A 24765-nucleotide genomic window follows, 5' to 3' on the forward strand; every position below is an offset into this window, starting at 1 on the left:
AACTTCATGGTTAATATAGAAATAAAAAATTTAGAAAAAGAGATAAGAAAGGTAAAGGTTCTAGATGACATAAACATGTCAATGCAGTCAGGGAAGATATATGGGTTTCAAGGGATTAATGGATCAGGAAAAACTATGCTTATGCGTGTAGTGTCAGGATTGATCTATGCAACTAAGGGATCTATTAAAGTTAATGATAAGGAACTTGGTAAGGATATTGCTCTTCCAAACAGCATAGGTATTCTTCTTGAAAATCCATCCTTTATAGATTCATATTCTGGATTTGATAATTTGAAGATGTTAGCATCCATTCAAGATAAAATTTCAGATGAAGATATAGAAAATGTGCTAACAAAGGTAGGATTAAATTGTAAGGATAAAAAGAAGTACAAAAGGTACTCCTTAGGAATGAAACAAAGATTAGGTATAGCAGCTGCAGTAATGGAAAAGCCTGAAATAGTTATTCTTGATGAACCAACTAATTCTTTAGATTCTAGTGGAGTTGAACTGGTTAAGAATATTTTGATGGAAGAGAAAAAGCGAAATGCATTGGTCATAATATCTTGTCACGATTTAGCTGTTTTAGAATCCATGTCAGACGAAATTTTTGTTCTTACAGAGGGAAAGATAAGTAATCATATAATGAAATAGAAAGAGAGGGGTATTATATGAAAAAGAAGGTTTTTATCATTGTAATTATCTTGTTAAGTGCATTATGCATATTCAGAATATATAAGGTAAATAGTGGTTTAAAAAAAGAAATTGTTCAGGTTTACCCAAAGGGAGAAGCTGTCCAAGTTGGAAAGAATTTTTTTAAAAGCAGTATTGAAGATATGGATGGCTATGAGGTTACTGTAATAGACTCTGAAATTATTCCAACAAATAAGTTCTTAGAATCTCATGGAGAAGATCCAAGTGTTATTGATTCTGACTTTGATTACATATATTCTATTAGAATATTAGTGAAAAATAAATACAACCAATTTATGGGAGAAAAAGGAATTGATTTTAGGGAGTATGTACTTCAAGGTACAGATTATATGTTAACAATGGATTCCATAGCATATAAGTTAGCAAATATTAAAATGGATGGGCAAACAAAGATGTCTTTAAATATTGATGATGTTGGAATGGAATTTACATTAACCTATGATATATCAACAGAATTATATACTTCTCTTGAAAAAATAGAACAGGACCCACCTAAATTAGTAATATGTCAATATCCAGAAAAGAAGATGTTAATGACTAAGTAACATAAATTATTTTTTATATAATAAAAATCCCGATGGAAAGCATAACTGCTAAGCTATCGGGATTTTTAAAACTATATTTTAATGTTATTTTGTCTATTTTAAATGTTATAATGAATTTAATGTTATTTTTAGTAGGAGGTTAGGTTATGAGGGTGTTACATACTGGTGATTGGCATTTAGGTAAGAACTTAGAGGGTCAAAGTAGGCTTCAGGAGCAGGAGCTTTTTTTAGAGGATTTTGTTCAAATTGTGCAGAGTAATAAGGTGGATTTGGTTATTATAGCTGGTGATGTTTATGATTCTAGTAATCCTCCTGCTAGGGCGGAGAAGTTATTTTATGATACTTTAAAGAGGATTTCTAATCATGGTGAAAGGCTTACTTTAGTTATTGCTGGGAATCATGATAACCCTGAGAGATTGGTTGCAGCGGGTCCTCTTGCTAGGGAGCATGGAATTATAATGGTGGGCACACCTAAGTCTGTTGTGCAGTGTGGTGACTATGGCAATCATAAAGTTGTGAATTCTGGTGAGGGTTTTGTGGAGCTTGAGATTAATGACGATAAGGCTGTTATACTTACTGTACCTTATCCAAGTGAAAAGAGATTAAATGAGGTTTTATATAATGATATGGATGGGGATGAGGAGAAGTTAAAGTCTTATAGTGATAGAATCTATTCTTTATTCAATTCTTTGGAGAGTAATTTTAGAGATGATACTATAAATTTGGTGGTTTCACATTTGTTTGCCATGGGTAGTGAAGAGGGTGGCTCTGAGAGAAGTATTCAATTAGGTGGAAGTTATATTGTAAGTGGGGATTGTTTCCCTAAGAAGGCTCAATATATTGCCTTAGGTCATGTTCATAAACCTCAAGTTGTTCCTGGTACTTTAAAGAAAGCTAGGTATTCAGGTTCTCCTATTCATTACAATAAAAAAGAGATTAACTTTAAGAAGCAGTGTATTTTAGTTGATGTTAAAGCTTGTGAAGAGTGTGTTATAAATGAGATTGAGCTAGATGTTTATAAGCCTATTGAGATTTGGAAGTGTAGCAGTATTGAGGAGGCTATTTCTAAGTGTGAGGAAAATAGCAGTAGAGAATGTTGGGTTTATTTAGAGGTAACTACTGATAGGTATATAAGAGAAGATGAGATAAAACTTATGAAGTCTTTGAAAGCTGATATTTTAGAGATTCTTCCTAAGCTTGAGTCTATGGAAAATCATGAGGATGAGGCTTTGAATTTTTCTGAGAAGTCTTTTGAGGAGATATTTAAGGAGTTTTACAAGAAGGAAAGAGGAGTTGAGGCTCAAGATGATCTTGTAGAGTTGCTTTTATCAATTGTGTCAGAGGATGGTGATAGTAATGAAACCAATTAAGCTTAAAATAAAGGGATTAAATAGTTTTATAGAGGAACAAACTGTAGATTTTGAGGATCTTACTTGTAGGGGGTTGTTTGGAATTTTTGGTCCTACTGGTAGTGGTAAGTCTACCATATTAGATGGTATTACTTTAGCTTTGTATGGTGAGGTTGCTAGAAAGAGTTCTAATTATATAAATACTAATTGTAAAGCTTTAAATGTTAGCTTTGAATTTCAGATATCTGGTTCTGAGAGTAAAAGATATATTGTTGAAAGACAGTTTAAAAGAGATGCTAAAACTGGTAATCCAAGAGCAGCAGGTGCTAAGATAACTGATATTACAATGGACCCACCTGAGGTTTTGGCGGATAAATCCACAATGGTTACTAAAAAGTGTGAAGAGGTTATAGGTCTTGGGTTAGATGACTTTACTAGAACTGTGGTACTTCCTCAAGGTAAATTCAGTGAATTTTTAAAGCTTGAGGGTAAAACTAGAAGAGATATGCTTGAGAGATTATTTAACCTTCATAACTATGGAGATAACTTGGCTATAAAATTATCTAGAGAAATAGCTAAAGAGAAAAGTGAAAATAGTGTACTTTTAGGTCAACTTAAGGGTTATGAAGAGGTTAGTGAAGATTTTCTAAAAACGAAGAATGAAGCTTTAGAAGTTCTTTATGAAAATATAAAAAATGAAAGAAAGAGTTTAGATGAACTTGAAAAGCTTTATAAGGAAAATAATGAGCTTTGGAATCTTCAACTTGAACTTGAATCTTATAAAAAAGAAGAGGAGATTTTAAGGGAAAGGTCTAAGGATATAGAAAAATGTAAGGAGAGAATAAGTTTAGGTGAACGTGCTTTAAAGTTAAATCCTTATATTATAGCCTTTGAAAATACTCTTTTAGAAATAGAAAAAACTAATAAATTAATTGAGGAACTAAGTAAAAACTTAGAGTCCTTAAAGAAGGAAAAGGAAGAGGCTGAAAAGAGATTAGTTGTTGCTAGGGAGAAGAAGGATAAGGAATTACCAGAGCTTAAAATAAAGGAACAAAGAGTACGTGATGCCATAGAGGAAAAGAAATTGTTAAGTGAGCTAGAGAAAGAAATTAGCTCTATTACAATTAAAATTAATGCTCTTAGAGATGATTATAAAGCAAAGAAAAAGCATAGTGATGCTCTTAGGGAAGAAATAGAATCTTTAACTACCCTTATTAAGAAGGATGAAGAGAGTTTTGAAAGCTTAAAGATAGATGAGGATTTAAAACTTAAGGTTCAGCAAGGAATATTATTAAGCGAAAAACATAATGGGATTCAAGAATCCTTATCTAAAAACAAAGCTAAGATAAATAGCTATGAAAAGAGTATTGAAGATGCTAGTAAGGAAAGAGAACTTTTAAGTAAGCAGCATAAGGAAAAGAGTGATTTGCTTAATGAAAGTAAAAATAACTTAGAAAATCTACTTAAAAACTCTCCAGGGGAGCAAAAGGACTTACTTGAATTGCAAAGGCTTTTAACTGAAAGCAAAGAGAAATGGGGTAAGTTTAATGAGGCTTCATTAAAACTTCAAGAAAGCGAAAAGTTACTTTTAAATCTTAATAAATCTGTTGCGGAACATAAGGAGAAAAGGAAAGCTTTAGAAAAGGAATTGCTTAACTTAAGAGAGGATTATAAGAGGCTTCAAGTGGAGCATTTAGCTTATAAGTTAAGATCAGATTTAAAAAATGGTGAACCTTGTCCAGTGTGTGGTTCTCTTGAACATTTTAAGGAGCATGAGGAATTGCTTCAGCATATGGACTCACAAGGCATGGAAAAATTAATTGAAGAAAAGGAAAAAGATTTAGGGTTAATTGGAGAAACCATAATAAGAGAAGAGACTAACATTGCTAACGAAAATGAGAAGATGACTTATGCTAAAAATTCTATTTTGGAGCTAGGAGAGGACTTTAAAGTGCTTTCTGTAGATGAGATGCAAAATAGATTTAATGAATTGAATGTGGCGTTAGAAAAGTATGGCAAGGAAAAGGAAGCTCTCGAACAAAGTATGGAATTATTAAAGGATGAGATCAATTTAGTCTTTAATAAGATTACTAACTTAGATAGTATTAAGGGTGAGAGTGAAAAGCAATTAGGTATTTTAAGAGAGGACTATGAGAAGGAGCTTAAGGACTACAGTAAGCTTCATGAGGAATTAGATAAGCTTAAAAAAGATACCTTAGTTGAGGATTTCCATGAGAAAAATAAGGAAATACTGAGAATTGAAAAGCAAAGAGAAGAGCTTTCCAATGCTATGAAGATAAATAGAACTAAACTTGAAAAGTTAGAAAAAGAAAGAGCAGTTTTGCAGGAACTTTTAAATAAAATAGGAGAAGATGGTGGTATTCTTAAGGGAACTTTAGAAGCAAAGAATAAAAATAGAGAAGAGAAGATTGAGGCTCTAAAAATAAAGGTTGGAGAAGTAGAGGATTTACAAGGCTTACTAAGCAAAATAAAAGTGGATATAGAAAATATAGATAAGCTTTTTGTACAGGCTGAAGAGCATAAGACTTTGACTGATAATAAGTACAAAGAGATTAATGAGAAATTCATAGCTGTGTCTAGTAAAGCTCTGGAGCTTAATAACAGAAAAGTTACTGACAATGAAAATCTAAATGTAGCTTTAAAAAATGAGAATTTCCAATCAGTATCTCAAGTAAAAGAGAGCTTCATAGAAAATGCAAAAATTGACGAACTTAAGGAAAATGTCGAAAAATATAAAGAAGATTTGGCTAAGGTAAAGGGTAACATTGAGACTTTACTTAAAAAGATAGATTCTAGAGAATTAAGTGAAGAAAAATGGAGAGAGATTCAAGAGCTAAAAAGCAAAAAAGAAGAGGAACTAAAAATTTTAAATGAAAGCAGAGTTAAGTTAGAAGAAGAGGTTAAGGCGTTAAAGACTAAACTTCAAGAGCTTGCGGATTTATTAAAGAAAAAGGAAGAGCTAGATTATAAACTAGGTATGCTTTCAGATTTAGAAAAATTATTTAAGGGTAAAAAGTTTGTGGAGTTCGTGGCAGCATCACAATTAAAATATATATCTATTGAGGCTTCTAAGAAACTTAAGGAGATAACTAATAATAACTATGGCTTAGAGGTTGATGAAAATGGTAAGTTTATAATTAGAGACTATAAAAATGGTGGAGCAGAAAGAGATGCCTCTACATTATCAGGGGGAGAGACTTTCTTAGCATCTTTAGCACTGGCACTTGCTTTATCGGCTCAAATCCAATTAAAAGGAACAGCACCACTTGAACTATTTTTCTTAGATGAGGGATTTGGAACCTTAGATGACAATTTATTAGAGGTGGTTATGGGATCTCTTGAGAGAATTCATAATGATAAGCTTAAGATAGGAATAATAAGTCACGTGGAAAGTATAAAAAATAGAGTACCAGTTAAGCTTATGATAACACCAGCAGAATCAGGTAAAGGTGGAAGCAAAGCTAAGATAGAAAGAAGCTAGATTATACAAAGATAAAAAGGTTTAATCAAATTAAAACTATTTTCAATGAAAGAAAAAATAAGTTTAATTTAATTAAAAGGGCATAAGGGTTAGGATACAGCTACTTATTAACATGGTATATAATGTGGACAGATTAATGACAAGGTAATTTTAAAAATAACTACTAGAAAAATAATAAATAAAAAGAGTATTACTAGTGCTTTAAAGAGAAAAGTAGATATTAAAAGTAAATATTAATTGCAGGGTTGGTTATAATTAAGAGCAGTTGTAATTTAGAGGTAAGTGAAGAGCTTATTTCTAAACTATAACTGTTTTTTTATTATGTGATTTTTGCATGCCGATTAGTTTTAATTGATTAATGGCTTTTGGTTGGTAGGTTAACTTTAGTTGTTTGCTTACTTTAAATTATTTCATGATTTTAGGTTGGTTAGGTCTAATTACTTATGTTACTTATGTTACTTATGTTACTTATGTTATTTGGGTAGAAGGTTAAAGTTTATCATTTTAAGTTAAGGTTTTAAGTTATAACCAGGGTAAGAAGAGGTTATAGAACAATATTCACAGTCTGGGAAATAATTACTTATGAAAATAAATGGGTTTGGGAAATAATTATTTTTATAAAAATTAGTCGGGAAATAATTTACTAAAGGTGTATACAAAATTTGGGAAATAAAATTGTGTTGCCATACATAATTTTACAAATAATGATAAAAATTGAACAACGTCAAATTAACGATAAAATAAAGTCGAAAGCAGTAGTGCATAAAATAGGGAAAAAAGGTGTTGATGAATAAAAAGTAATATTTTCAATTAAATAGTAAATAAGTTAAAAATATGGGGTTAAAAAGATATATAGGATTTTTTTATAAAAGAATTTTAAGATTATAAATGATAAGATGTAGATATTATAGAATTCTTGATATTTCTATGTCACAAATATGTTGAATTACAACAAAAAAATATATAGTTCACAACATTTCCATGCATAAAAAATCAAAAAAGCTATAATTTAAATTATGATATGTAAATATTAATTAAGTTTTAAGGTGCAAGCATACAACTTTTAAAAATAAATTTTAATTTATACGTTACTTACAGAATTACTTACATAATGGATTATGACAAATCGAACTATTTCAATACAAGTCATAAATAGTTTTATCAAAATCCTTCAAAAGGCAAAGTAGATTACATTCCTATTTTCTACTTTGCCTATTTTTTTATTATGGATTTAATTTATGTACATTAATAGTTTTGTGGAAAACATTTCCTCAGTATAATCAAATTCTAATGCACCATTATATTTCTTTAAGATATTTTCTATATTTTTTATTCCTAAGCCATGATTTTCTTTGTCTTGCTTTCGTGTTATTAGTGAGTTATTTTCTTTTAATACTACTCCATCAAAGGAGTTACTTATTTTTATAATAAGTAATGATTTAGAGTGTTTTACGCTTATATGTACCCACTTATTATTAGGTGATGTTTTTGCACCAGATATTGCGTTATCAAGTAAGTTACCTAGTATAACTGCAATATCAAAGGGGGGCATAGAAAAATCATTAGGAATACTTATATCTATTTTTGTATATATGTTTTCTTCTTCAGCTTGTTGTAATTTAAAGTTGATTACACTATCAATACTTATATTACCAGATTTAGAATACTTTTTATTATTGCTATAAACATCGAATATGTTAGATAAATACCGCATAACTTCTTGGTTGTCATTTGTTTTAGCTATTTCATATAAAAAGGATATATGATTTTTTAGATCATGACGTAAACTTTTATTACTATCAAGAGAAATTTTCATTAACTCTAATTGATTCTCATAATATATATTTTGTTGAGTAACAAGCTTTTTTTCCATTCTTTCTGTAAAAAATTTAGCAATACTATCATATAAATAGAAGGCTAAAATATTTATTAAAAGTACTATAATAACACTTATTGCAACAAGATTTGGTGTAGCTACACCTGAAAAAAATATTACTGATAGTAAAAATGAAGTTCCTAGAGGGATAATAAATATGCTTAACCAATAGGGAAGACTTACGAAGTTACCATTTTTAATATTTTTGCAGTTCTCAATTATTAACACAATAAGATAAGAAAGAACATGTATGAAAATAAGTGCTAAAATAGAGTTATATTCACTTTTAGCTAAAATATTTGTCTGTAAATATCCTGTAAAAGCTACAGCTATTATATCCACAAAAAATAATGTGGTGTACAGGTATAGTGTTGTAAGTAAACGTTGTTTAATAGTCCCACAATAATTGAATGTTAATGCAAAGAACAACAAAATATTACCCAATAATATAAAAACTGGTATTTTAATAAAGAAATATATCAAGGAAATCAATAGGGCATAAGCTATGTATAACAAAGCTTCTATTGAATCAGAACTTCTCTTTTTATCAAAAAATATTTTCATAAACTTATATATAACATATGCTATGAAAAAGTTTCCTATAAAATAAATTAAATTATATAAATGATTATTCAATACATTATAACTCCTACTCCGAATTTAATTGCATAGCTCTAATTTCTTTTCTTTTAGATTGACTTATAGGTAGTATTTTATCATTGGACATTGTTACTTCATCATACTTAAAGGATACAGTATGATGATAGTTTATAACATATGACCTGTGAATCTTAACAAATTGGTGATTTGCCAAGGTAAGAAATACATCCTTTAATAAGCCATAGAAAAAATCTTCACCATTTACAGTTACGATTCGTATTTCTCTATTCATAGATTCAAAATAAATTATATCTTCAATTGGTATTTTAAAGCTGTCTGATCTCTTTTTATATTTAAAATAAGCATTTAGATTGTTAGATTTTTCTATTGCTAACTCTAAATCTTTTATAACAGTTTCAGCATTTATTGGTTTAGGTATAAAATGTAGAGGTTGTACATCAAATAATTGCCTGTCATATTGATCTTTTCCAGAAATAAAGACTATTTCAGTCTTATAATCCTTAAGCTTTTTGCGTAGTTCTTTTCCTACATCAATACCAGACATGTCCCCCATTTCAATATCTAAGTATATTAAATCAAAGAAATTATTGCAAAGTATGTACCTGAACAATTCTTCACCGGATAAAAAGGTTTCTATCTCAATTTTTAAGAAGGATCTTTTAGAATGGGCTAAAAGAATTTTTTCTAATTGAGAGCATATACAAACCTCATCATCACAAATAGCTACTTTAAACATTTCTTATATCACCCCGCTTATTCAAAGAAATGCATGAATATTATGTCGATTTTATGGCTAATAAGATACTAATATATATTTTGCAATAAGAAAACTTCAATATAACTTTACAGTTAAACTCTAGTATTTGACTATAAAATTATAAGGATATATGTAGTTTACTTAATGCAATATATAAGAAAAATTAAAATCTAGAAATACTAAATTTTATCAGTAACTTGCAATATTATACAGAAACTGAGTGAAAATGTCAATGAAACTTTTGATTTGTAGCTCTTTATACAATGTGAGAGTATACATAGTTTATAAAGTTTTTTTTGATTTTATGAGTTTGGAATAAAAGACTTGAAAAAGAAAATAATTATAAAATTAGTAAAAATTACTCAATATGGAAGTATAGCGAACTTTACATCTTACTAGTTGTGCTAAGATGTTTTAAAGAAGGAAATATTAAATTTCTATTTTAATATGTATAACTAATATATTGTTTAGATTATAAATTTTGTATTTTAAAGGATATAATTAATATATGGACCATATTTTATATGAAAATAAACTTAGCTGTTTATAAGGTAGGTATGTTATGAAAAAACTTAAGGATTTTAAGATTGATGATAAGTTAAATTTGTATAGAATGACGAGATTAGCGCACTTAAAGGAAATAAATTAAGTGTGCTTATTTTTGCGGATATATTTAGGGATATAATAAGATTTTTAGTGAATAATAAAATTATCTTTTATTGTGAGGTGATTTTATGAATGCCAATAATGAACTTTTGAATTTTATATACCAAAACTCTGAAATGGGAGTAACGACATTAAAGGAACTTATGGATATATGTAAGGATGAAGAGTTTAAAAAAGTCTTAGCTGCACATCATTCCATGTATGAAGACATAAATAAAAAAGCCATTTCATTAATTAAAAGTCAGAACAAAGAGCCAAAGGAAATCAATGCTCTTAGTACTGCAACCACATACATTATGATAAAGGTGAATACCTTGATGGATAAAAGTCCTTCTCATATGGCAGAAATGATGCTGCAAGGTAGTACTATGGGTATAATTGATATGCGCAAAAGGCTTAATGAGTATGAAGGTGAAGTAGAGAAGAACCTACTAAGCTTAGCTAAAGAGTTACTTAATAATGAAGAAAAGAATGTAGAAGAATTAAAAAAATATTTGTAAATTTAAAAATAATTATAGGGTTAAAAAGTAAATACATAAAGTGCAGTCCTATAATTTTAAAGCACTGCGAAAATTAAATAATAGATAAAATAAATGAGCTACCACATTAGAGATTTAAACTATGACATAGTGTATTTAAAGATTAGATATAATTCACTATATTATTATAATTTCTCTTAGTATGATAGCTCGTTATTTATTTTTATAAGTATGTTTTTCATTATAAAGTTTTAGTTTAGAAATGATATTCATATTAATATCATCATGTAGTGCAACTTAACTTTATGTTAGTATTTTCTCTTGATATAAAATAAATATATTTCTTTTATATAGGAACTATGGTTTATAATTCAGTGAAAGTCATATAAACTTCATAAAATAACAATTATCATAGGATAATTAGTTTTAAAAAGATAAATAGTCATTTGAGAGATTAGATATTAAGCATTTGAAATCTCGATGATTTAAAGTCAATTTATAGAAATATATAACAATACTTTTTATGAAGGTTAAAGTATTGTAAGATTACACTTAATATAGTAGTGAAAAATATTGCTAGAGGTAAAGTTATTATTATATTTATAATTTTTAATATATTAGGGGGGCTAATATGGATTATCAAGAATTAAGATGTGAGAGTGAAAATTATAAGGATACTATGAGTAATGGTGAGAGAATGAGGGCGTATATGAAGGGAGAGGAAGTTGATAGAATCCCTTTTACTTTTTCGGGAAATGATACTTTGATTTCATTGTATGGATACTCAATGGAGCAATTTAGAGAATCTTTTGAAGTTCAGTGTGAAATGGTTAGAAACATTGAAAGGGATTTCGGTGTTTTTGCTGCTGGAGTTGGACCTGGACTTAAGGGCATAGGAGAAGCTCTTGGATCAAAGATAATTTATCCTGAAAATTCAATTGAATATGTAGATGAGCATGTCTTAAAGGATTATTCAGATTTAGATAATATGAAGGTGGTTGATCCTTACACTAATCCTGTATTAAAAAAAATGATGGATAGAATAAGAAACTATAGAGAAGTTTTTGGGGAGAAGCTACCTATAGGAACAGGTGTGGCAGGTCCGTTAAGTACAGCAATAGCAATTAGAAAAACAGAACTAGTTATGAGAGATATGATAAAGAATAAGGAAAGATTGCATCAGTTATTGGATTACTCAGTTAAATGCAATCTTGCATGGATACAAGCTTTAAAAGATGAGTTTGGAATTGTTGGAGTAGGTTTAGCTGATCCTGCAACTTCTACTAGTTTGATTAGTGAAAAGCAGTTTGATGAATTTACAACACCACATATGAAGGATTTATTAGAGGGAATTGTTAAGATAACAGGACGTGAGCCAGGACTACATATTTGTGGAAAGACAAAAGCAATATGGCATAAATTAAGTGATATTGGATTTAAAACTTTTAGTGTTGATAATTATGAGGATTTAGAGCAATTGAAATTAGCTGTAGGAGATAAAATGAGCATTTCAGGTAATGTTCCACCAGTAGAAGTTTTGAAAAATGGCAGCATTGATGATGTTATTGAGTCTGTAAGACAATGTTTATTAAAGGGTAGTGATAGTCCTATGGGATATACCCTAGCATTTGGATGTCAGATTCCATTAGGAGTACCAAGAGAAAATTTAGAAGCATATATGTTTGCTGCTAGAAAGTATGGACGTGGAGCTCAAAAAGGAAAGTTATGTAAGGGGCTTTTATAAGTTTTAAATTTAGTTTTTACTTTAAGAGACAATTGAATTTAATATATTAGTATGACAATGAATTCTAACATAAATGAGAAGACTTTATTTTGAAATACTGTGTAAAATAGCTGTGAAAATAGACAACATATTTATTTAGGTTGTCTATTTTCATATTTATCTAAAACTCTTTGCTAAAGTTATTTAATTACAATATTATTTCTAAATATAAAGGTAACATAGTGTATTTATAATATGACCTTTATTCTTAGTGTAATAACTCCTAATAGTATTTTTAATTTCTCCAGTCGTATTTATCATAAGGAAGAGTTAACTTATGTTTGTTTATTATTACTGTTTCTTCGTCCTCCCAGGTTATATTGGCTTCGTTTACTCTGTAATCCCAATAAATATTTTTGATTTTATTAGGCTCAGAATTTATTATAAGTTCAGCTCTAACAGCAAAGGAGTTTTCACGTCCTCTTCTAGGACAAATATATGTTTTGATTGTGTAAGTTCCATCTGGTGAAGTAGATTCACTTAAAAAGTCTCCCTGTGGCAAATGGTTTATATTATAAAAGAATGTATAAACTAAAAAAATACCAATGCTTAAAAGAAGAGTAAGAATAATAGATACAGTAAATATTTTTTTTCTCTTTTTCATAGTGGTTTTCTTCATTTTATTTCCTCCACAATTTAATCATTAAGCTTACTACAAAATAAAAGTAGTTTTGTATAGATTCCTCTTAATACTATATAAAGTAAAAAAATAGAATATGACAAAAATAATAATTAAAATTAAGCGTCAAAAATTAAGCGATTAGAAACCATTACCTCCAATTGGTAAACTTAAGTAAAAGATTATCAATTGGTGGTTTATGTAGAGGACCTTTAACTCATTATTTGTTGGAGTAAGCCCACCCAAAGAACACAAATGCTTTGAAGCAGGAAAAATATCCATGTTTGCACCTATTTCGGAAATTAATGATAATTATTTGGTCACTTCAAAATGAATTAGCCCGCTCACATCCCCATGCTTTGTAGCGTACTAAAGTTCCAATAGTTTGATTGTTGACTGATTAGAAAATAAAATTCGTTCAAGAAGCACATGTTCATTACGTTTTGTGCCTTGAGCTTGCGAAAGGAATGTATATAATTATGAAATATAATAGTTTTGATGAATTAAAAATAGCTTACTGTGAGCTTTTGGATCAAGAAAAATTTAAGGAATCTATAATATTATTTGAAGAAGGCATAAGAAATCTTTCAGATGATGAAGTCGAAAAGAACTTTTATGATATTATGACTGAAAAGTGTTGGTTATATTGTAATAATGGACAATTTGATGAAGCTATTGAAGTATTTACAAATCTGATTCAAAATGGGTATATATGCCCTATAGATTGGAATTTTGAAGAGCTGAAAGGGCATGAGAGATATAAAGAGTTAAATGCTAAGAATGAACTACTAAAAATAGAAAAACAAAAAATCACTAAATTTGAGTATGTTGTTCATGTTCCGGAAGGGTATAGTAAAGATAAAAAATATCCCTTATTCTTTAGTTTCCACGGAGATGGAGAGAATATTAGGAATCATGAAAAATACTGGCTACCAGAGTGGCTTACACAAAGAGGTTTTATTGTTGTATCTCCTCAATCATCAAAAATTCATTATCATGAAAGGTTTATTTGGATAGATAAAGCTTTTTATAATGAAGCAATTGAAACTAGGAAATATCCATATACTTATATTGATATGCATAAAGAGATTAGAACATGTTATGATTCAATCTGTAAAGAATATTCTATTGATAATGAAAACATAATAGTTGGTGGGTACTCTGGAGGGGCTGTAGCTTCTATTGACATTGCAGTATCAGATGTTATTCCTGTAAAAGGTGTGGTTTCACTATGTTCATTAAAACCAAGAAGTTTTACAAAGGAGAATATTCTAGCTGCGCTTGAGAAAGGTTTGAAATTTGTATTTATGGATGGGGAAGAAGATATACCAATGAAGGAAGTAGATGAAATGATTAAGGAGTTAGAGGATCATAGAATTCCATATAAATATTACATTAATAAAGGAATAGGTCATTGGTATCCTGAGGATTTAGAAGAGAAATTAGCTAGAGCTTTGAAATTTATTGATGGTAAATAATTAACAAGTTCATCTTATAAGAAATTAGAGTACTCACATAAATTAAGTTGAGATAAATTAATCCTAGTAAAGCTATAACATTGCCTTACTAGGATATTTTAATGCTATTCATTTTTGCAATAGCATTATTAAAGAGAGTTACAACATCTTTAAAATCCGTATTCTGAGCTAATCTAAAATTTAGTTCCACAATATAAAATTCACCTCAATTAAGTTAGTTGTAGATAAGTTTATTCATAACTTAAGTAAAGAATACTAAGTATTAATTGAATACACATTAAATTCTATAATTTTAAGTAAGGTAAAGATGTGTTTAAATCAATTTTTAATTTGAACATTTTCTATGGAGATTAGTTTATTATTAAAGGTTTTATTATCACAGTTTGTCATTATATCTACTGAATAATCAGCACTTTCTTCAAAAACTAACACTTGATTATGATTTAAATGTATAGTTAAGGGATAATTTTTTACTATATTTTTATCAAATATTTTAGAAATAAGTTGCCTATCTTTAGGGGTTAAAGGTCCATTTATAATAACCTTACTTATACCAGTTATATTATTAACTTTACTATTTGGAATCATATATCCTTGCATAAATTCTCGAGATTTTTCGTCATTCATCTGTTGAAAACCTATTTGAAGAGGAATTCCTTCTAGAAAATCACTATAGCAATTTTGCCAAGGCATAACTCTTGTAAAGAGATTAAAAAACCACTTAAACTTTAAAGGTTCTGGCTTTGTAATTTTTACATTTTTGGACAGCAAAAGATTATAAATATCATCTATATTATTCACATCTAACATAATACAAATTAATCCTCTATGTCCTTTATTATATAAGTCAACCCAATCGCTTTTCCAACCACCACCATTAGGATTTAAAATGGTAATCATCTCTAGATATTCATTTCCAATCCATAGATTAGAAGCTTTAAAACCTTTAGTGCCCTTACCCCAAGATGGTTTATAAGGGAGACCAGCATCAGTAATACTAGCTATTATTTTTTTATCCTTTTGATATTTTTTATTGATATTAATTATAAAATGATCAAACTTAAACAAGAATCTTACCACCTTTTTATTAATATATGTAATTATTTTTGTTAGTTATATAAAATTAATAGTTGTGTTCTAGGCTTAATAAAAACCCTTCACAAGATATATTTTTACTTTGAATATGTATTAGATATTAGGATATTTCTAAACATAAGCTTAAAAAATTCATTTAAGTAGATATTCATATAAACTATAAAGTACATTTCCTATAGGAGTATAGGTATATAAGTTTAATGAAAGAATTATACCATAATTCACGTTAAAATATAATTAATTGTAAAAATATTTTAGAGTGTTCAAAACATATATTTTGTATATTTGGTAAAATGAAATATTTTATGAAATTAAATGGAATTAGATGTTATAATGAGTAATAGAGATTAAGTAAAAGATAAAAAGTAAAAGAGAGGGAATAAGGGGTATTGTTATTGTAAAGAAATAATAGTTAAAGGTTAAATGCGAAAAGGGGGGAAGGGTAATGAATTATTTTATTATTGGTTTAGTTGTATTGGGTGGAGTATTACTAATGTGGATTGTTGGTAATGCTATTCATGAAAAAAGTGAGTCAATGAGGGAAGACAAACATTTAAGTAAAGCTACTAAGGGTAGAGGATCTATTAATAGAAAGTCTAGGACGAATAGTGGGTGTAGTGAAAATAGACAATCAGATAATATAAGTAAAACTAGGTTAAATAGAGAGTTTAATGAGAATAGTCAATTTAGAGTAAATAGTAGATTTGTAGTTCCTCAGGATTTAATAGATGAGCTTAAAGCTCTTAGTGTGCATGGGAAAAAGTTTGAAGCTATAAAGAAATATAGAATGGTTACGGGAGCTTCACTCCAAGAAAGTAAGGACTTTGTTAATTCATTAGAGGATTAGAGAGTGTAAATCATACAAAGGTGAAATTCAGTGATATTTTAATTGAATTATTTAATGAGAAGCTAAGGAAGTGAATTTTAATATGGAAATGAAATGTGATTTGGACAGAATATATTCTTCTATTGGTTCGGAGGATTTTAAACGAGATTTTAGTAAATTGAATAGACATATAAAAGATGTTAATCTGTGGAGTAATGAAAATCTTAGGAAAGATATTGAGATTGCAAAAAAAGTTGAGGTTATAAATGAAATTGAAGTTGGAAATTTAACTGAAGTTGCAAGTTTAATTGAGAAGTTTTTAGAGTTTTATAATGAGTATAGGGATATATATTTAAGATTATATTGTTACACATATTTACTTGTGAGTTTAGATGGAGAAAATATTGAGGCTTTGGACATGCTAGATGAACTTGAGGAAAAGGATAATGAGTTTATGTACTCCTTTGTTATTTTTACAAAGTGGCTAAAGTATATTGAGAATTTAGATGAAGTTATAGAGTCATCTAAGGAGTTGTTAGAATATAAATTTTATTTAAGGGAAGTTTATTGTAAATCAAGATACATTTTAAGTGAAAACGAAGAGGAATTAATAAAAAGAATGCAAGGTACAGGTTCAAAAGCTTGGCAGAGACTCTATATGGAGACAGCATCTTCATTTAATGTGGAGATTGATGTTAATGGTGAATTAAAGGAAGTTTCCTTTGGAGAATTAAAAGCTATGGCATATGATAAAGATGTTAATTTAAGAAAATTGGCATGTAATGCGGAGAAAAAAGCTTGTGAAGAAATAGCTTTAAGTATGAGTTCTTGTATAAATTCGATTAGTGGAGAGGCCATGAACATATATAATATGAAGGGCTATAATTCCATTATTGATAAAGTTTTAATTGATTCTAGAATGGATCAAGAAACTTTAAATGCTATGATTGAAGTAATAGAGGAAAACTTAAATATACTGCATAGATATTATAAAATAAAGGCAAGGATTTTAGGACATGAAAACAAGCTTCCAGCATATGATTTTTATGCACCAATAGGTAATGGAAGTGGGAAAATATCTTATGAAAAGTGCAAAGATATAATCATATCAAGTTTTAAAAGCTTTAGTAAAGATCTTTCTGATTTTGCTAAAAGATCTTTTGAGTTTAGATGGATTGATGCAGAGCCATCACCAACAAAGGGCAATTACGCAATATCAATTGACATATTTCCAATACAAGAAAGTAGAATAATGAGTAATTTTTCAGAGAAATATATAGATGTTCCTATTTTAGCACATGAAATTGGACATGCGTATCACAGTTATTGTATTAAGGATGAAAAGCTAATAAATACAGATTATCCAACTCCAATAGCTGAAACAGCATCAATTTTTTGTGAGACTATAGTTAATAATGAACTAATTAATACTGTTCATAAAGAGGAAAGACTAATGATTTTAGAAAGAAGCATTTCAGATGCAGCTTATTACATTGTAGAGGTGTATTGCAGATTTTTATTTGAAAGTGAATTGCTTAATAAAAGAAAAGAGGGTACATTATCTGTTAATGAATTAAATGATATTATGAAAAATTCTATGGCAAAAGCATATGGGGATTCAGTAGACTTAAATTCTATGAATTCATATTCATGGATTACTAATATTGGTTTTTACATGGTAGGTAATGAGTTTCTTAATTTCCCGTATATTTTCGGAGTATTATTTTCAAAGGGATTATACTCAGAATACTTAAAAAACAAAGAAGCTTTCGTAAATAACTATAATAAATTTCTTAAGATTACAAGCACAAATAATCTTTACGATATAGCAAAATTTATGAATATTGATATCCATTCAAAGAAGTTTTGGGAAGAAAGTTTTAAAATAATTGAAAAGGATATAGAAGAATTATTTAATGAAGCTTTTAATTGTTGATATAAATATACATTTAAGAGATGGTGATAAAACCGTTGGGGGTTATACTATGTGACACCTTTATATATTATAAAAAGTTAGAAAATTTATAAAATTCAAAAATGTAAAAACAAAGATTAAAATTCAATTGTATTATAAAGGAGAGAATATGATAATACGTGAGTTGAAACATGAAGAATTATTAATGGTTGCTGAATTAAATTGTAGCTTTTTAAATGAGGAATTTGAAGAGGATAGACCTCTTAATTCTATAGAAATAGAAAAGGAGTTTAGCTTTTTATCAAATTGGATAAATCATAAGGAGTGCAAAGAGATTAGACGTATATATGGTGCTTTTGATAAAGAGAAATTTTTAGGGTATGTAGGTGGAAGTCTAGCTAAAAAAGAAGATGCAGAACATGGTGTTGAATTAAATTATTTATATGCAAAAAAAGAATATCGTGGAATGGCACTGAGTTTTAAATTAATACTAACTATTATAGCTGAGTTTGAAGATTATGGAGTAGATACACTAATAGTGAAGAATTTTCATGACAGTGAGTCTAATGGGCTTTATAGATATATTGGAGGAAAGGTAATTAAACAAGTTAAACAAACCGTAAAAGAAAAAGATATGTTTATTGATGTATTTAGTTGGGAAATCCATGAGCTTATAGAGAAGTTAAAGGATAAATTAAATTCTCGTAGTTATGAAAATGGTGGACTTGCTTTTCATGATAAGTTAGCACAAGGTATTTTAATGACTAACACTCATACTGAAGAGGATTTTGATATAGTTTTAAAAGGAATCTTTGAGCATAACACTAAGGGAACTAAGGGCTTACTGAAAAAACCAGCTATTGATATAAATATATATCTAAAAGATGGTGATAAAACTGTTGGTGCCATACTATGTGATACCTTTAATTTCTGTCTTTATATTGAAATAATGTGGATAGATAAGGAATACAGAGGAAAGGGACTAGGAAAAGAACTTATATCAAAGGCAGAGAAAATAGCTAAAGATAATGGTTGCATTTTCGCTCACACCTGTAGTCTTAGCTACCAAGCACCAGAGTTTTATAAAAGATGTGGCTATGAAGTTTTCGGAAAACTTGATGACTATCCTGATGGTATAGTACAGTACTTTTTAAAGAAAAAGCTATAAGAAAAAAGTAAACTTTATTTAAGTACTATAGTAGATTTTGAATCAATGTATGATAAGGCCTTTTATGTATGGTGTTGGTTGTAGTATACTTGCATTATACAAATAGGGGGGAAGTACTATGAATATAAATGTTGCCCTTTGTGATGATGAAAAAAGTCAGTTAGATTATCTTGAAAATATGGTACGAAAATTAAGGGAAAAGTATAAGGGCACAATGGATATATATATTAGTAGATTTTACAGTGCTGAAGAGTTTTTGTTTAAATACGAGGATAAAGGTGATTTTCATATAATATTTCTAGATGTGGAGATGAAAGAAATAAATGGTGTGGAGTTAGCTAGAATGATTCGCAGAGTAAACCCATACGTTCAAATTGTATTCATAACGGGATATAGCGAATTTATGGCAGAGGGCTATGAAGTTGAGGCTTTAAATTATCTCTTAAAACCTGTGAAGGAAGATAAATTCTGTGATGTGTTTATAAAAGCTGTGGACAAACTTAAGAGTCAACAAGCCCATGGAGAGGATTATGTGTTATTCAATGGTGAGGATGGCATTACAAAAATCAAATTAAACAGTATAATGTATCTAGAGGCTATAGGACATCAATGTAAGGTGTTTTGTGAAGAGCATATATATTTTGTTAAAGAGTCTTTAGGGGAGATTAAGGATAAGTTGAGTAAGCAATCAGTAAATTTCATATTGTGTCATAGATCTTACATGGTAAATTTAAAATACATGGACAGTATAAGGAAAACTGAGGTTATTCTTGATAGTGGCGATAAAGTACCTCTCTCTAGAAGAAAATATAAAGAAATAAATGAAAAGTTTATTTCATATTATACTAGCGAAGTTAAATAACATTATAGTTTTTAGGTGGTAATACTCATGGGCATATTTAGTTTTATTGCAAATAAACTCATTGACAAAAGAATAAAAGAGTATCAAAGTGATTTAATAACTAGGCACTATGATGAAGTAAACAGTATGTATATTAAGATGCGGGTTTGGCGTCATGATTATCATAACCATATGCAGATTATGAAAGCTTATATGTCCTTGGGACAGTATGACAAGGTTTCAGATTATCTTTGTGAGCTTGAGGATGAACTTCATAATGTAGATACTGTGGTAAAAACGGGAAATATAATGGTAGATGCAATATTAAATAGCAAACTTACTCTTATAAATTCAAGAAATATTGAGACAAAGGTTATGGTGAAGGTACCAGAGAATATTAATATTTCAGAGATGGACCTATGTACTATCCTTGGAAATCTTTTGGACAATGCATTAGAAGCAAGTGAAAAGGTGGAGAAGCCTATAATTAGGATATATATGGGGATTTTAAAGGGACAACTATACATATCTGTTGCTAATGCAGTGAGTAGTCAACTTAAAAGAAGAGGAGATAGATTTTTATCTACGAAAAATAGTAGCAATCATGGTTTTGGTCTTATGACTGTAGACAGTATTGTAAGAAAATATGATGGATATTTAAATAGGCAAAGTGAGGGTGGAATTTTCGCCACAGAAATATTGCTTCCATTGAATAAAGTATAATATGTCACATGAATATTTCATGTGACATATTTGCCGTTTATGCTGATATTTTACCCTTCATGCATAGGTTTCTAAATTTGCTAAAGAAGAATATATAATAAATTCATGAGGGGGTGAAGTTAAATGAAAAAGAAGAATAAATACAGTATGGTTAATAATGTAATATATGTTTACGGTGAAGCTAATGAATTTATGAAAAAAATAATATATCTTACTTTAATAGAAGTAATATGTTCTATAATAATCCCTGTGGCTAATGTATATTTACCTAAAATGGCTATTGATATTGTTGTTGCAAATCAGAATATTTCGAGAACTATGTGGATAATGTTAATATTCACTATAGTTATGGTTATTGTTTATGCTATACATGGTTATACACAGGATGGAAAGTATATGTATACCAATATGCTGAGGGGTTATATTAATACAAAAATTATTCTAAAGACCTTTACCTGTGATTATAAATTTGCAGAAAGTGCTAAGGGACAAACTATGTATGAGCGAGCTCGTAATGCTTTAGCACGTGGTGATGTTTCTGGGTCTTCTGTTGTTCTTAGGGCAAGTAAAGAGTTTATAATCAATGGCAGTTGTTTTGTTTTATACTCTGGTGTTATATCTACTCTAAATCCTTTGGTGTTAGTTTTATGTATTTCAATGTCTGCAGTGAACTGGTTTGCTTTAAAGTTTGCTAGAGACTATGAGATAAAGCAAAGGGATAAAAAGGCTGATATAAGTCATAGGCTTTATTATATTCAGAGAAAGGTAAAAGAAGATATTTTTGCTAAGGATATTAGGATATATTCTATGAAAGCCTTTATACTAGACATTCAGAAAAAACTTATGAATAAGGAACATAAGTTACAGTGCCAGGTTGAGAAGAAAAAATACAATGCACAGATTATCAATGCTATAACACTTATTTTAAGAGATGGAATTTCATATATATACCTTATTATTTGTGTGAGTAATGGCAGTATATCTGTAGGAGATTTTGTTTTGTATTTTGGGGCTATAACAGGGTTTTCAGGGTTTGTATCAGAAATGGTAAGTAATATAAGTGAGCTTATGGATGCATCTAGTGAGATTAGTGATGTTAGACAATATATAGATTATGAAGATGAAGAATGTAGAGTTATAAGTTGTATAGAGCAAAAATTCAATAAGGAATTAAAACAAAACAAAGAATTTTCTATAGAATTTAAGAATGTGAATTTTTCCTATGATAAAAATACGAAAATACTTGATAATTTTAGTATGAAGATTGAAGCGGGAACAAAGGTAGCATTAGTTGGGGTAAATGGAGCTGGAAAGACTAGTATTGTAAAGCTTATGTGCGGTTTTTATAAGGTGAATTCAGGTGAAATTCTCATAAATGGTATGAACATAAATAAGATGGATAGGAAAACAGTATCAAAATTATATTCTGTAGTATTTCAGGATATAACTATGCTTCCACTAACCATAGCAGAAAATATATCAATGAAATGTTTAGAAGATACAGATACTTTCCTAGTGGATCAATGCCTTAAAACTGTTGGACTTTATGACGAGGTTATGGAGCATAAGGATGGAATAAAGACCTATATCACTAATTATTTTAGTGAGGATGGTATAAACCTTTCTGGAGGACAGCTTCAGAAGCTGCTTATGGCAAGGGCATTATATAAAAATGGAAAAGTCATGATATTTGATGAACCTACAGCAGCTTTAGATCCAATAGCTGAGGATGAGATATACAGAAAGTTTAGGGAAATCATAGGAGGTAAAACAGCTGTTTACATTTCACATAGATTATCTAGTACAAGATTTTGCGATAAAATTGTACTTATAAAGAATGGTAGAGTATGTGAAGAGGGTACCCATGAATTTTTAATGGAGCTTCATGGAGAATATAGAAATATGTTTGATCTTCAGAGTCAGTACTATAAAGATAAAGCTGAGAGGAAGTGTGAAGAGTATGTTTAAAGAAGCTGGAAAAAACATGAGGGATACTTTCAAATTAGCATGGGATATAGACAAAAGATGTATTATTTCTATAACGGTACATGCATTTTGTGTGGCTATGATATCTGTAATGGCATTACTTTTATCCTCATATTGTATAGAAGCTTTGGATACAGCTATACCTTATAGAACTATAATTTGGAATGTAATTTTAGTTATCTTTGCTATCTTCATATTAATGTTATGTGGTTCATATGCTGAAAAGATAAAATCAGCACGTATTTTCCATACTGAAACTGAGCTTAATAGCAAAGTCACTGAGAAAAATCTTGATATGGATTACGAAGCTTTGGAAGGTTCTGAAATTCAAGAAATAAAGAATAAGATGGCTCAAGATAGAAATTGGGGTTGGGGTATAGTAAGTTTTTATTGGTATTATGATGAATTAATAAGTGCAGTTTTAAAAATAATCATGTCAATCATAGTTATTTTTCCATTGCTTTGTGGGCGTGGAATGACAGGAAAGCCATATTATTTTATATTAATAGTTCTTGGATTAATACTTCTCAGTATAGGTATTTCTATTTACACATGCATAAAGGGAGAGAAGGGTATGAGGGAACTTCTAGAGAAACCTATCCCAGCTTCATTAAGTTCATATATTATTTATGATAAAGGGCTAAGTTACAATAATGGAAAAGATATGAGAATATATGAGGGCAATAAGTTATGTGAAGGTCTTTTTGATAATGAATATAATTTTGCAAGAGAACATGGTAAAAAATTTGAGAGAAATATGGGGTTAAAGTCTAGAAATCTATCTATGATAAAGGGTTTAATCATGTGCGGGTCATATTTTGCTGTGGTTTTCGCTGCTAAAAGTTCTGGGTTAAGCATTGCAAACATGGTTAAATATGCCGGTATAATATACATTATGTGTGAAAATCTTTCTTTAGGTGTTGATATTTTCTTTGAATTTAAACTAACTTGTAATCGTCAACAAAGTACCTTGGATTATTTAAATTATCCTAACAAAATGCATAAGGGATCGCTTCCGGTTGAAAAAATGTATTTCTGTGATAATGGTGATAATGACTATGAAATAGAATTTAGAAATGTGTCTTTTAAATATCCTACTAGCGATGTATATTCTCTTAAAAATATTTCTTTCAAATTTAAAGTAGGAGAAAAACTTGCTGTGGTAGGTATGAATGGTAGTGGAAAAACTACTATGATAAAACTTTTATGTAGGCTTTATGATCCTACAGAGGGAGAAATTTTATTAAATGGTGTAAATATTAAAAGCTATGATTACAAAGAGTATATGTCTATATTTAGTGTAGTATTTCAGGACTTTAGGCTCTTGTCCTTCACATTGGGTCAAAATATATCTTGTGACTGTGAGTATGATAGCTATAAAGCTATAGAGTCATTGGAGAAAGCTGGTTTTAAAGAGCGATTTGATTCTATGGAAAAGGGTCTTGAAACATGTTTATATAATGATTTTGATAGCGGCAATGGAGTGGAAATTTCAGGTGGAGAGGCACAGAAAATTTCTTTAGCTAGAGCATTATATAAAAATTCTCCTTTTATAATATTAGACGAACCAACCGCAGCCATGGACCCTGTGGCAGAATACGATATATATTCCAGGTTTAATAAGGTTGTAGGAGATAAAACTGCAATCTATATATCTCACAGACTATCTTCTTGCATATTTTGTGATAGTATTGTGGTATTTCATAATGGTAGCATAATTCAGAATGGCAGTCATCAAGAACTTTTGAGTGATGAAGAGGGTAAGTATTATGAGCTTTGGAATGCTCAGGCAAAGTATTATGTATAGCTTGATTATATAAGTTGC

Annotated in this window: 18 protein-coding genes; 14 read left to right on the forward strand and 4 right to left on the reverse strand. The window is 29.2% G+C overall.

Features of this window, described 5'->3' with window-relative positions:
- Positions 1 to 6: 6 nt before the first annotated feature.
- The 4 genes from BUA48_RS05585 (at position 7) to BUA48_RS05600 (ending at position 6107) form a co-directional block, all read left to right on the forward strand.
- Positions 7 to 651: an ABC transporter ATP-binding protein gene (locus tag BUA48_RS05585; protein ID WP_072830941.1), complete on the forward strand. Its 645-nt coding sequence runs from the start codon at positions 7 to 9 to the stop codon at positions 649 to 651.
- A gap of 17 nt (positions 652 to 668) precedes the next feature.
- Entirely contained in the window at positions 669 to 1256 is a 588-nt protein-coding gene (locus BUA48_RS05590) for a DUF5028 domain-containing protein (protein ID WP_072830943.1), read from the forward strand.
- A gap of 146 nt (positions 1257 to 1402) precedes the next feature.
- Complete coding sequence (locus BUA48_RS05595) at positions 1403 to 2626, forward strand: exonuclease SbcCD subunit D (RefSeq protein ID WP_072830945.1); 1224 nt, start codon at positions 1403 to 1405, stop codon at positions 2624 to 2626.
- Entirely contained in the window at positions 2613 to 6107 is a 3495-nt protein-coding gene (locus BUA48_RS05600) for an AAA family ATPase (protein ID WP_072830947.1), read from the forward strand. The genes BUA48_RS05595 and BUA48_RS05600 overlap by 14 nt, the downstream gene beginning before the upstream one ends.
- 1231 nt (positions 6108 to 7338) lie before the next feature.
- On the opposite strand, the gene BUA48_RS05605 is transcribed toward BUA48_RS05600, so the two are convergent.
- Positions 7339 to 8619 (reverse strand): sensor histidine kinase, encoded by a 1281-nt coding sequence (locus BUA48_RS05605; RefSeq protein ID WP_072830948.1) that lies wholly within the window; start codon positions 8617 to 8619, stop codon positions 7339 to 7341.
- A gap of 13 nt (positions 8620 to 8632) precedes the next feature.
- A complete protein-coding gene (locus BUA48_RS05610) occupies positions 8633 to 9340 on the reverse strand; it encodes a LytR/AlgR family response regulator transcription factor (RefSeq protein ID WP_072830950.1) in 708 nt (235 codons plus the stop codon).
- Between the two features lie 755 nt (positions 9341 to 10095).
- Between BUA48_RS05610 and BUA48_RS05615 the strand changes: the two genes are divergently transcribed.
- Both BUA48_RS05615 and BUA48_RS05620 read left to right on the forward strand, forming a co-directional pair.
- Positions 10096 to 10527, forward strand: coding sequence for a hypothetical protein (locus BUA48_RS05615; protein WP_072830952.1), 432 nt, complete (start codon positions 10096 to 10098; stop codon positions 10525 to 10527).
- A 610-nt stretch (positions 10528 to 11137) separates the two neighbouring features.
- On the forward strand, positions 11138 to 12250 hold the full coding sequence (locus BUA48_RS05620; protein ID WP_072830954.1) for a uroporphyrinogen decarboxylase family protein: 1113 nt from the start codon (positions 11138 to 11140) through the stop codon (positions 12248 to 12250).
- A gap of 274 nt (positions 12251 to 12524) precedes the next feature.
- On the opposite strand, the gene BUA48_RS05625 is transcribed toward BUA48_RS05620, so the two are convergent.
- On the reverse strand, positions 12525 to 12908 hold the full coding sequence (locus tag BUA48_RS05625; RefSeq protein WP_072830956.1) for a DUF5412 family protein: 384 nt from the start codon (positions 12906 to 12908) through the stop codon (positions 12525 to 12527).
- A gap of 479 nt (positions 12909 to 13387) precedes the next feature.
- Between BUA48_RS05625 and BUA48_RS05630 the strand changes: the two genes are divergently transcribed.
- A complete protein-coding gene (locus BUA48_RS05630; protein WP_072830958.1) occupies positions 13388 to 14386 on the forward strand; it encodes a hypothetical protein in 999 nt (332 codons plus the stop codon).
- 318 nt (positions 14387 to 14704) lie between these two features.
- Here BUA48_RS05630 and BUA48_RS05635 read toward each other — a convergent pair whose 3' ends face one another.
- Positions 14705 to 15454: a hypothetical protein gene (locus tag BUA48_RS05635; RefSeq protein WP_072830960.1), complete on the reverse strand. Its 750-nt coding sequence runs from the start codon at positions 15452 to 15454 to the stop codon at positions 14705 to 14707.
- A gap of 472 nt (positions 15455 to 15926) precedes the next feature.
- On the opposite strand from BUA48_RS05635, the gene BUA48_RS05640 reads away from it, so the two are divergent.
- The 7 genes from BUA48_RS05640 to BUA48_RS15255 all read left to right on the forward strand — a co-directional run bounded on the left by BUA48_RS05640 (position 15927) and on the right by BUA48_RS15255 (position 24747).
- Positions 15927 to 16328 (forward strand): hypothetical protein, encoded by a 402-nt coding sequence (locus BUA48_RS05640; RefSeq protein WP_072830962.1) that lies wholly within the window; start codon positions 15927 to 15929, stop codon positions 16326 to 16328.
- Between the two features lie 82 nt (positions 16329 to 16410).
- The gene (locus BUA48_RS05645; RefSeq protein ID WP_072830965.1) at positions 16411 to 18243 is read left to right on the forward strand and encodes a M3 family oligoendopeptidase; all 1833 of its coding nucleotides are present in this window, start codon (positions 16411 to 16413) and stop codon (positions 18241 to 18243) included.
- 148 nt (positions 18244 to 18391) lie between these two features.
- Positions 18392 to 19390, forward strand: a complete 999-nt coding sequence (locus BUA48_RS15350) for a GNAT family N-acetyltransferase (RefSeq protein ID WP_143147668.1) — start codon at positions 18392 to 18394, stop codon at positions 19388 to 19390.
- A 118-nt stretch (positions 19391 to 19508) separates the two neighbouring features.
- The gene (locus tag BUA48_RS05660; RefSeq protein WP_072830967.1) at positions 19509 to 20252 is read left to right on the forward strand and encodes a LytR/AlgR family response regulator transcription factor; all 744 of its coding nucleotides are present in this window, start codon (positions 19509 to 19511) and stop codon (positions 20250 to 20252) included.
- Between the two features lie 27 nt (positions 20253 to 20279).
- Positions 20280 to 20954: a sensor histidine kinase gene (locus tag BUA48_RS05665; RefSeq protein ID WP_072830969.1), complete on the forward strand. Its 675-nt coding sequence runs from the start codon at positions 20280 to 20282 to the stop codon at positions 20952 to 20954.
- A 123-nt stretch (positions 20955 to 21077) separates the two neighbouring features.
- Entirely contained in the window at positions 21078 to 22922 is a 1845-nt protein-coding gene (locus BUA48_RS05670; RefSeq protein WP_072830971.1) for an ABC transporter ATP-binding protein, read from the forward strand.
- Positions 22915 to 24747, forward strand: coding sequence for an ABC transporter ATP-binding protein (locus tag BUA48_RS15255; RefSeq protein WP_084666104.1), 1833 nt, complete (start codon positions 22915 to 22917; stop codon positions 24745 to 24747). The genes BUA48_RS05670 and BUA48_RS15255 overlap by 8 nt, the downstream gene beginning before the upstream one ends.
- Positions 24748 to 24765 lie beyond the last annotated feature (18 nt).

It is taken from the genome of Clostridium collagenovorans DSM 3089, from assembly GCF_900130005.1.
Classification (GTDB): domain Bacteria; phylum Bacillota; class Clostridia; order Clostridiales; family Clostridiaceae; genus Clostridium_D; species Clostridium_D collagenovorans.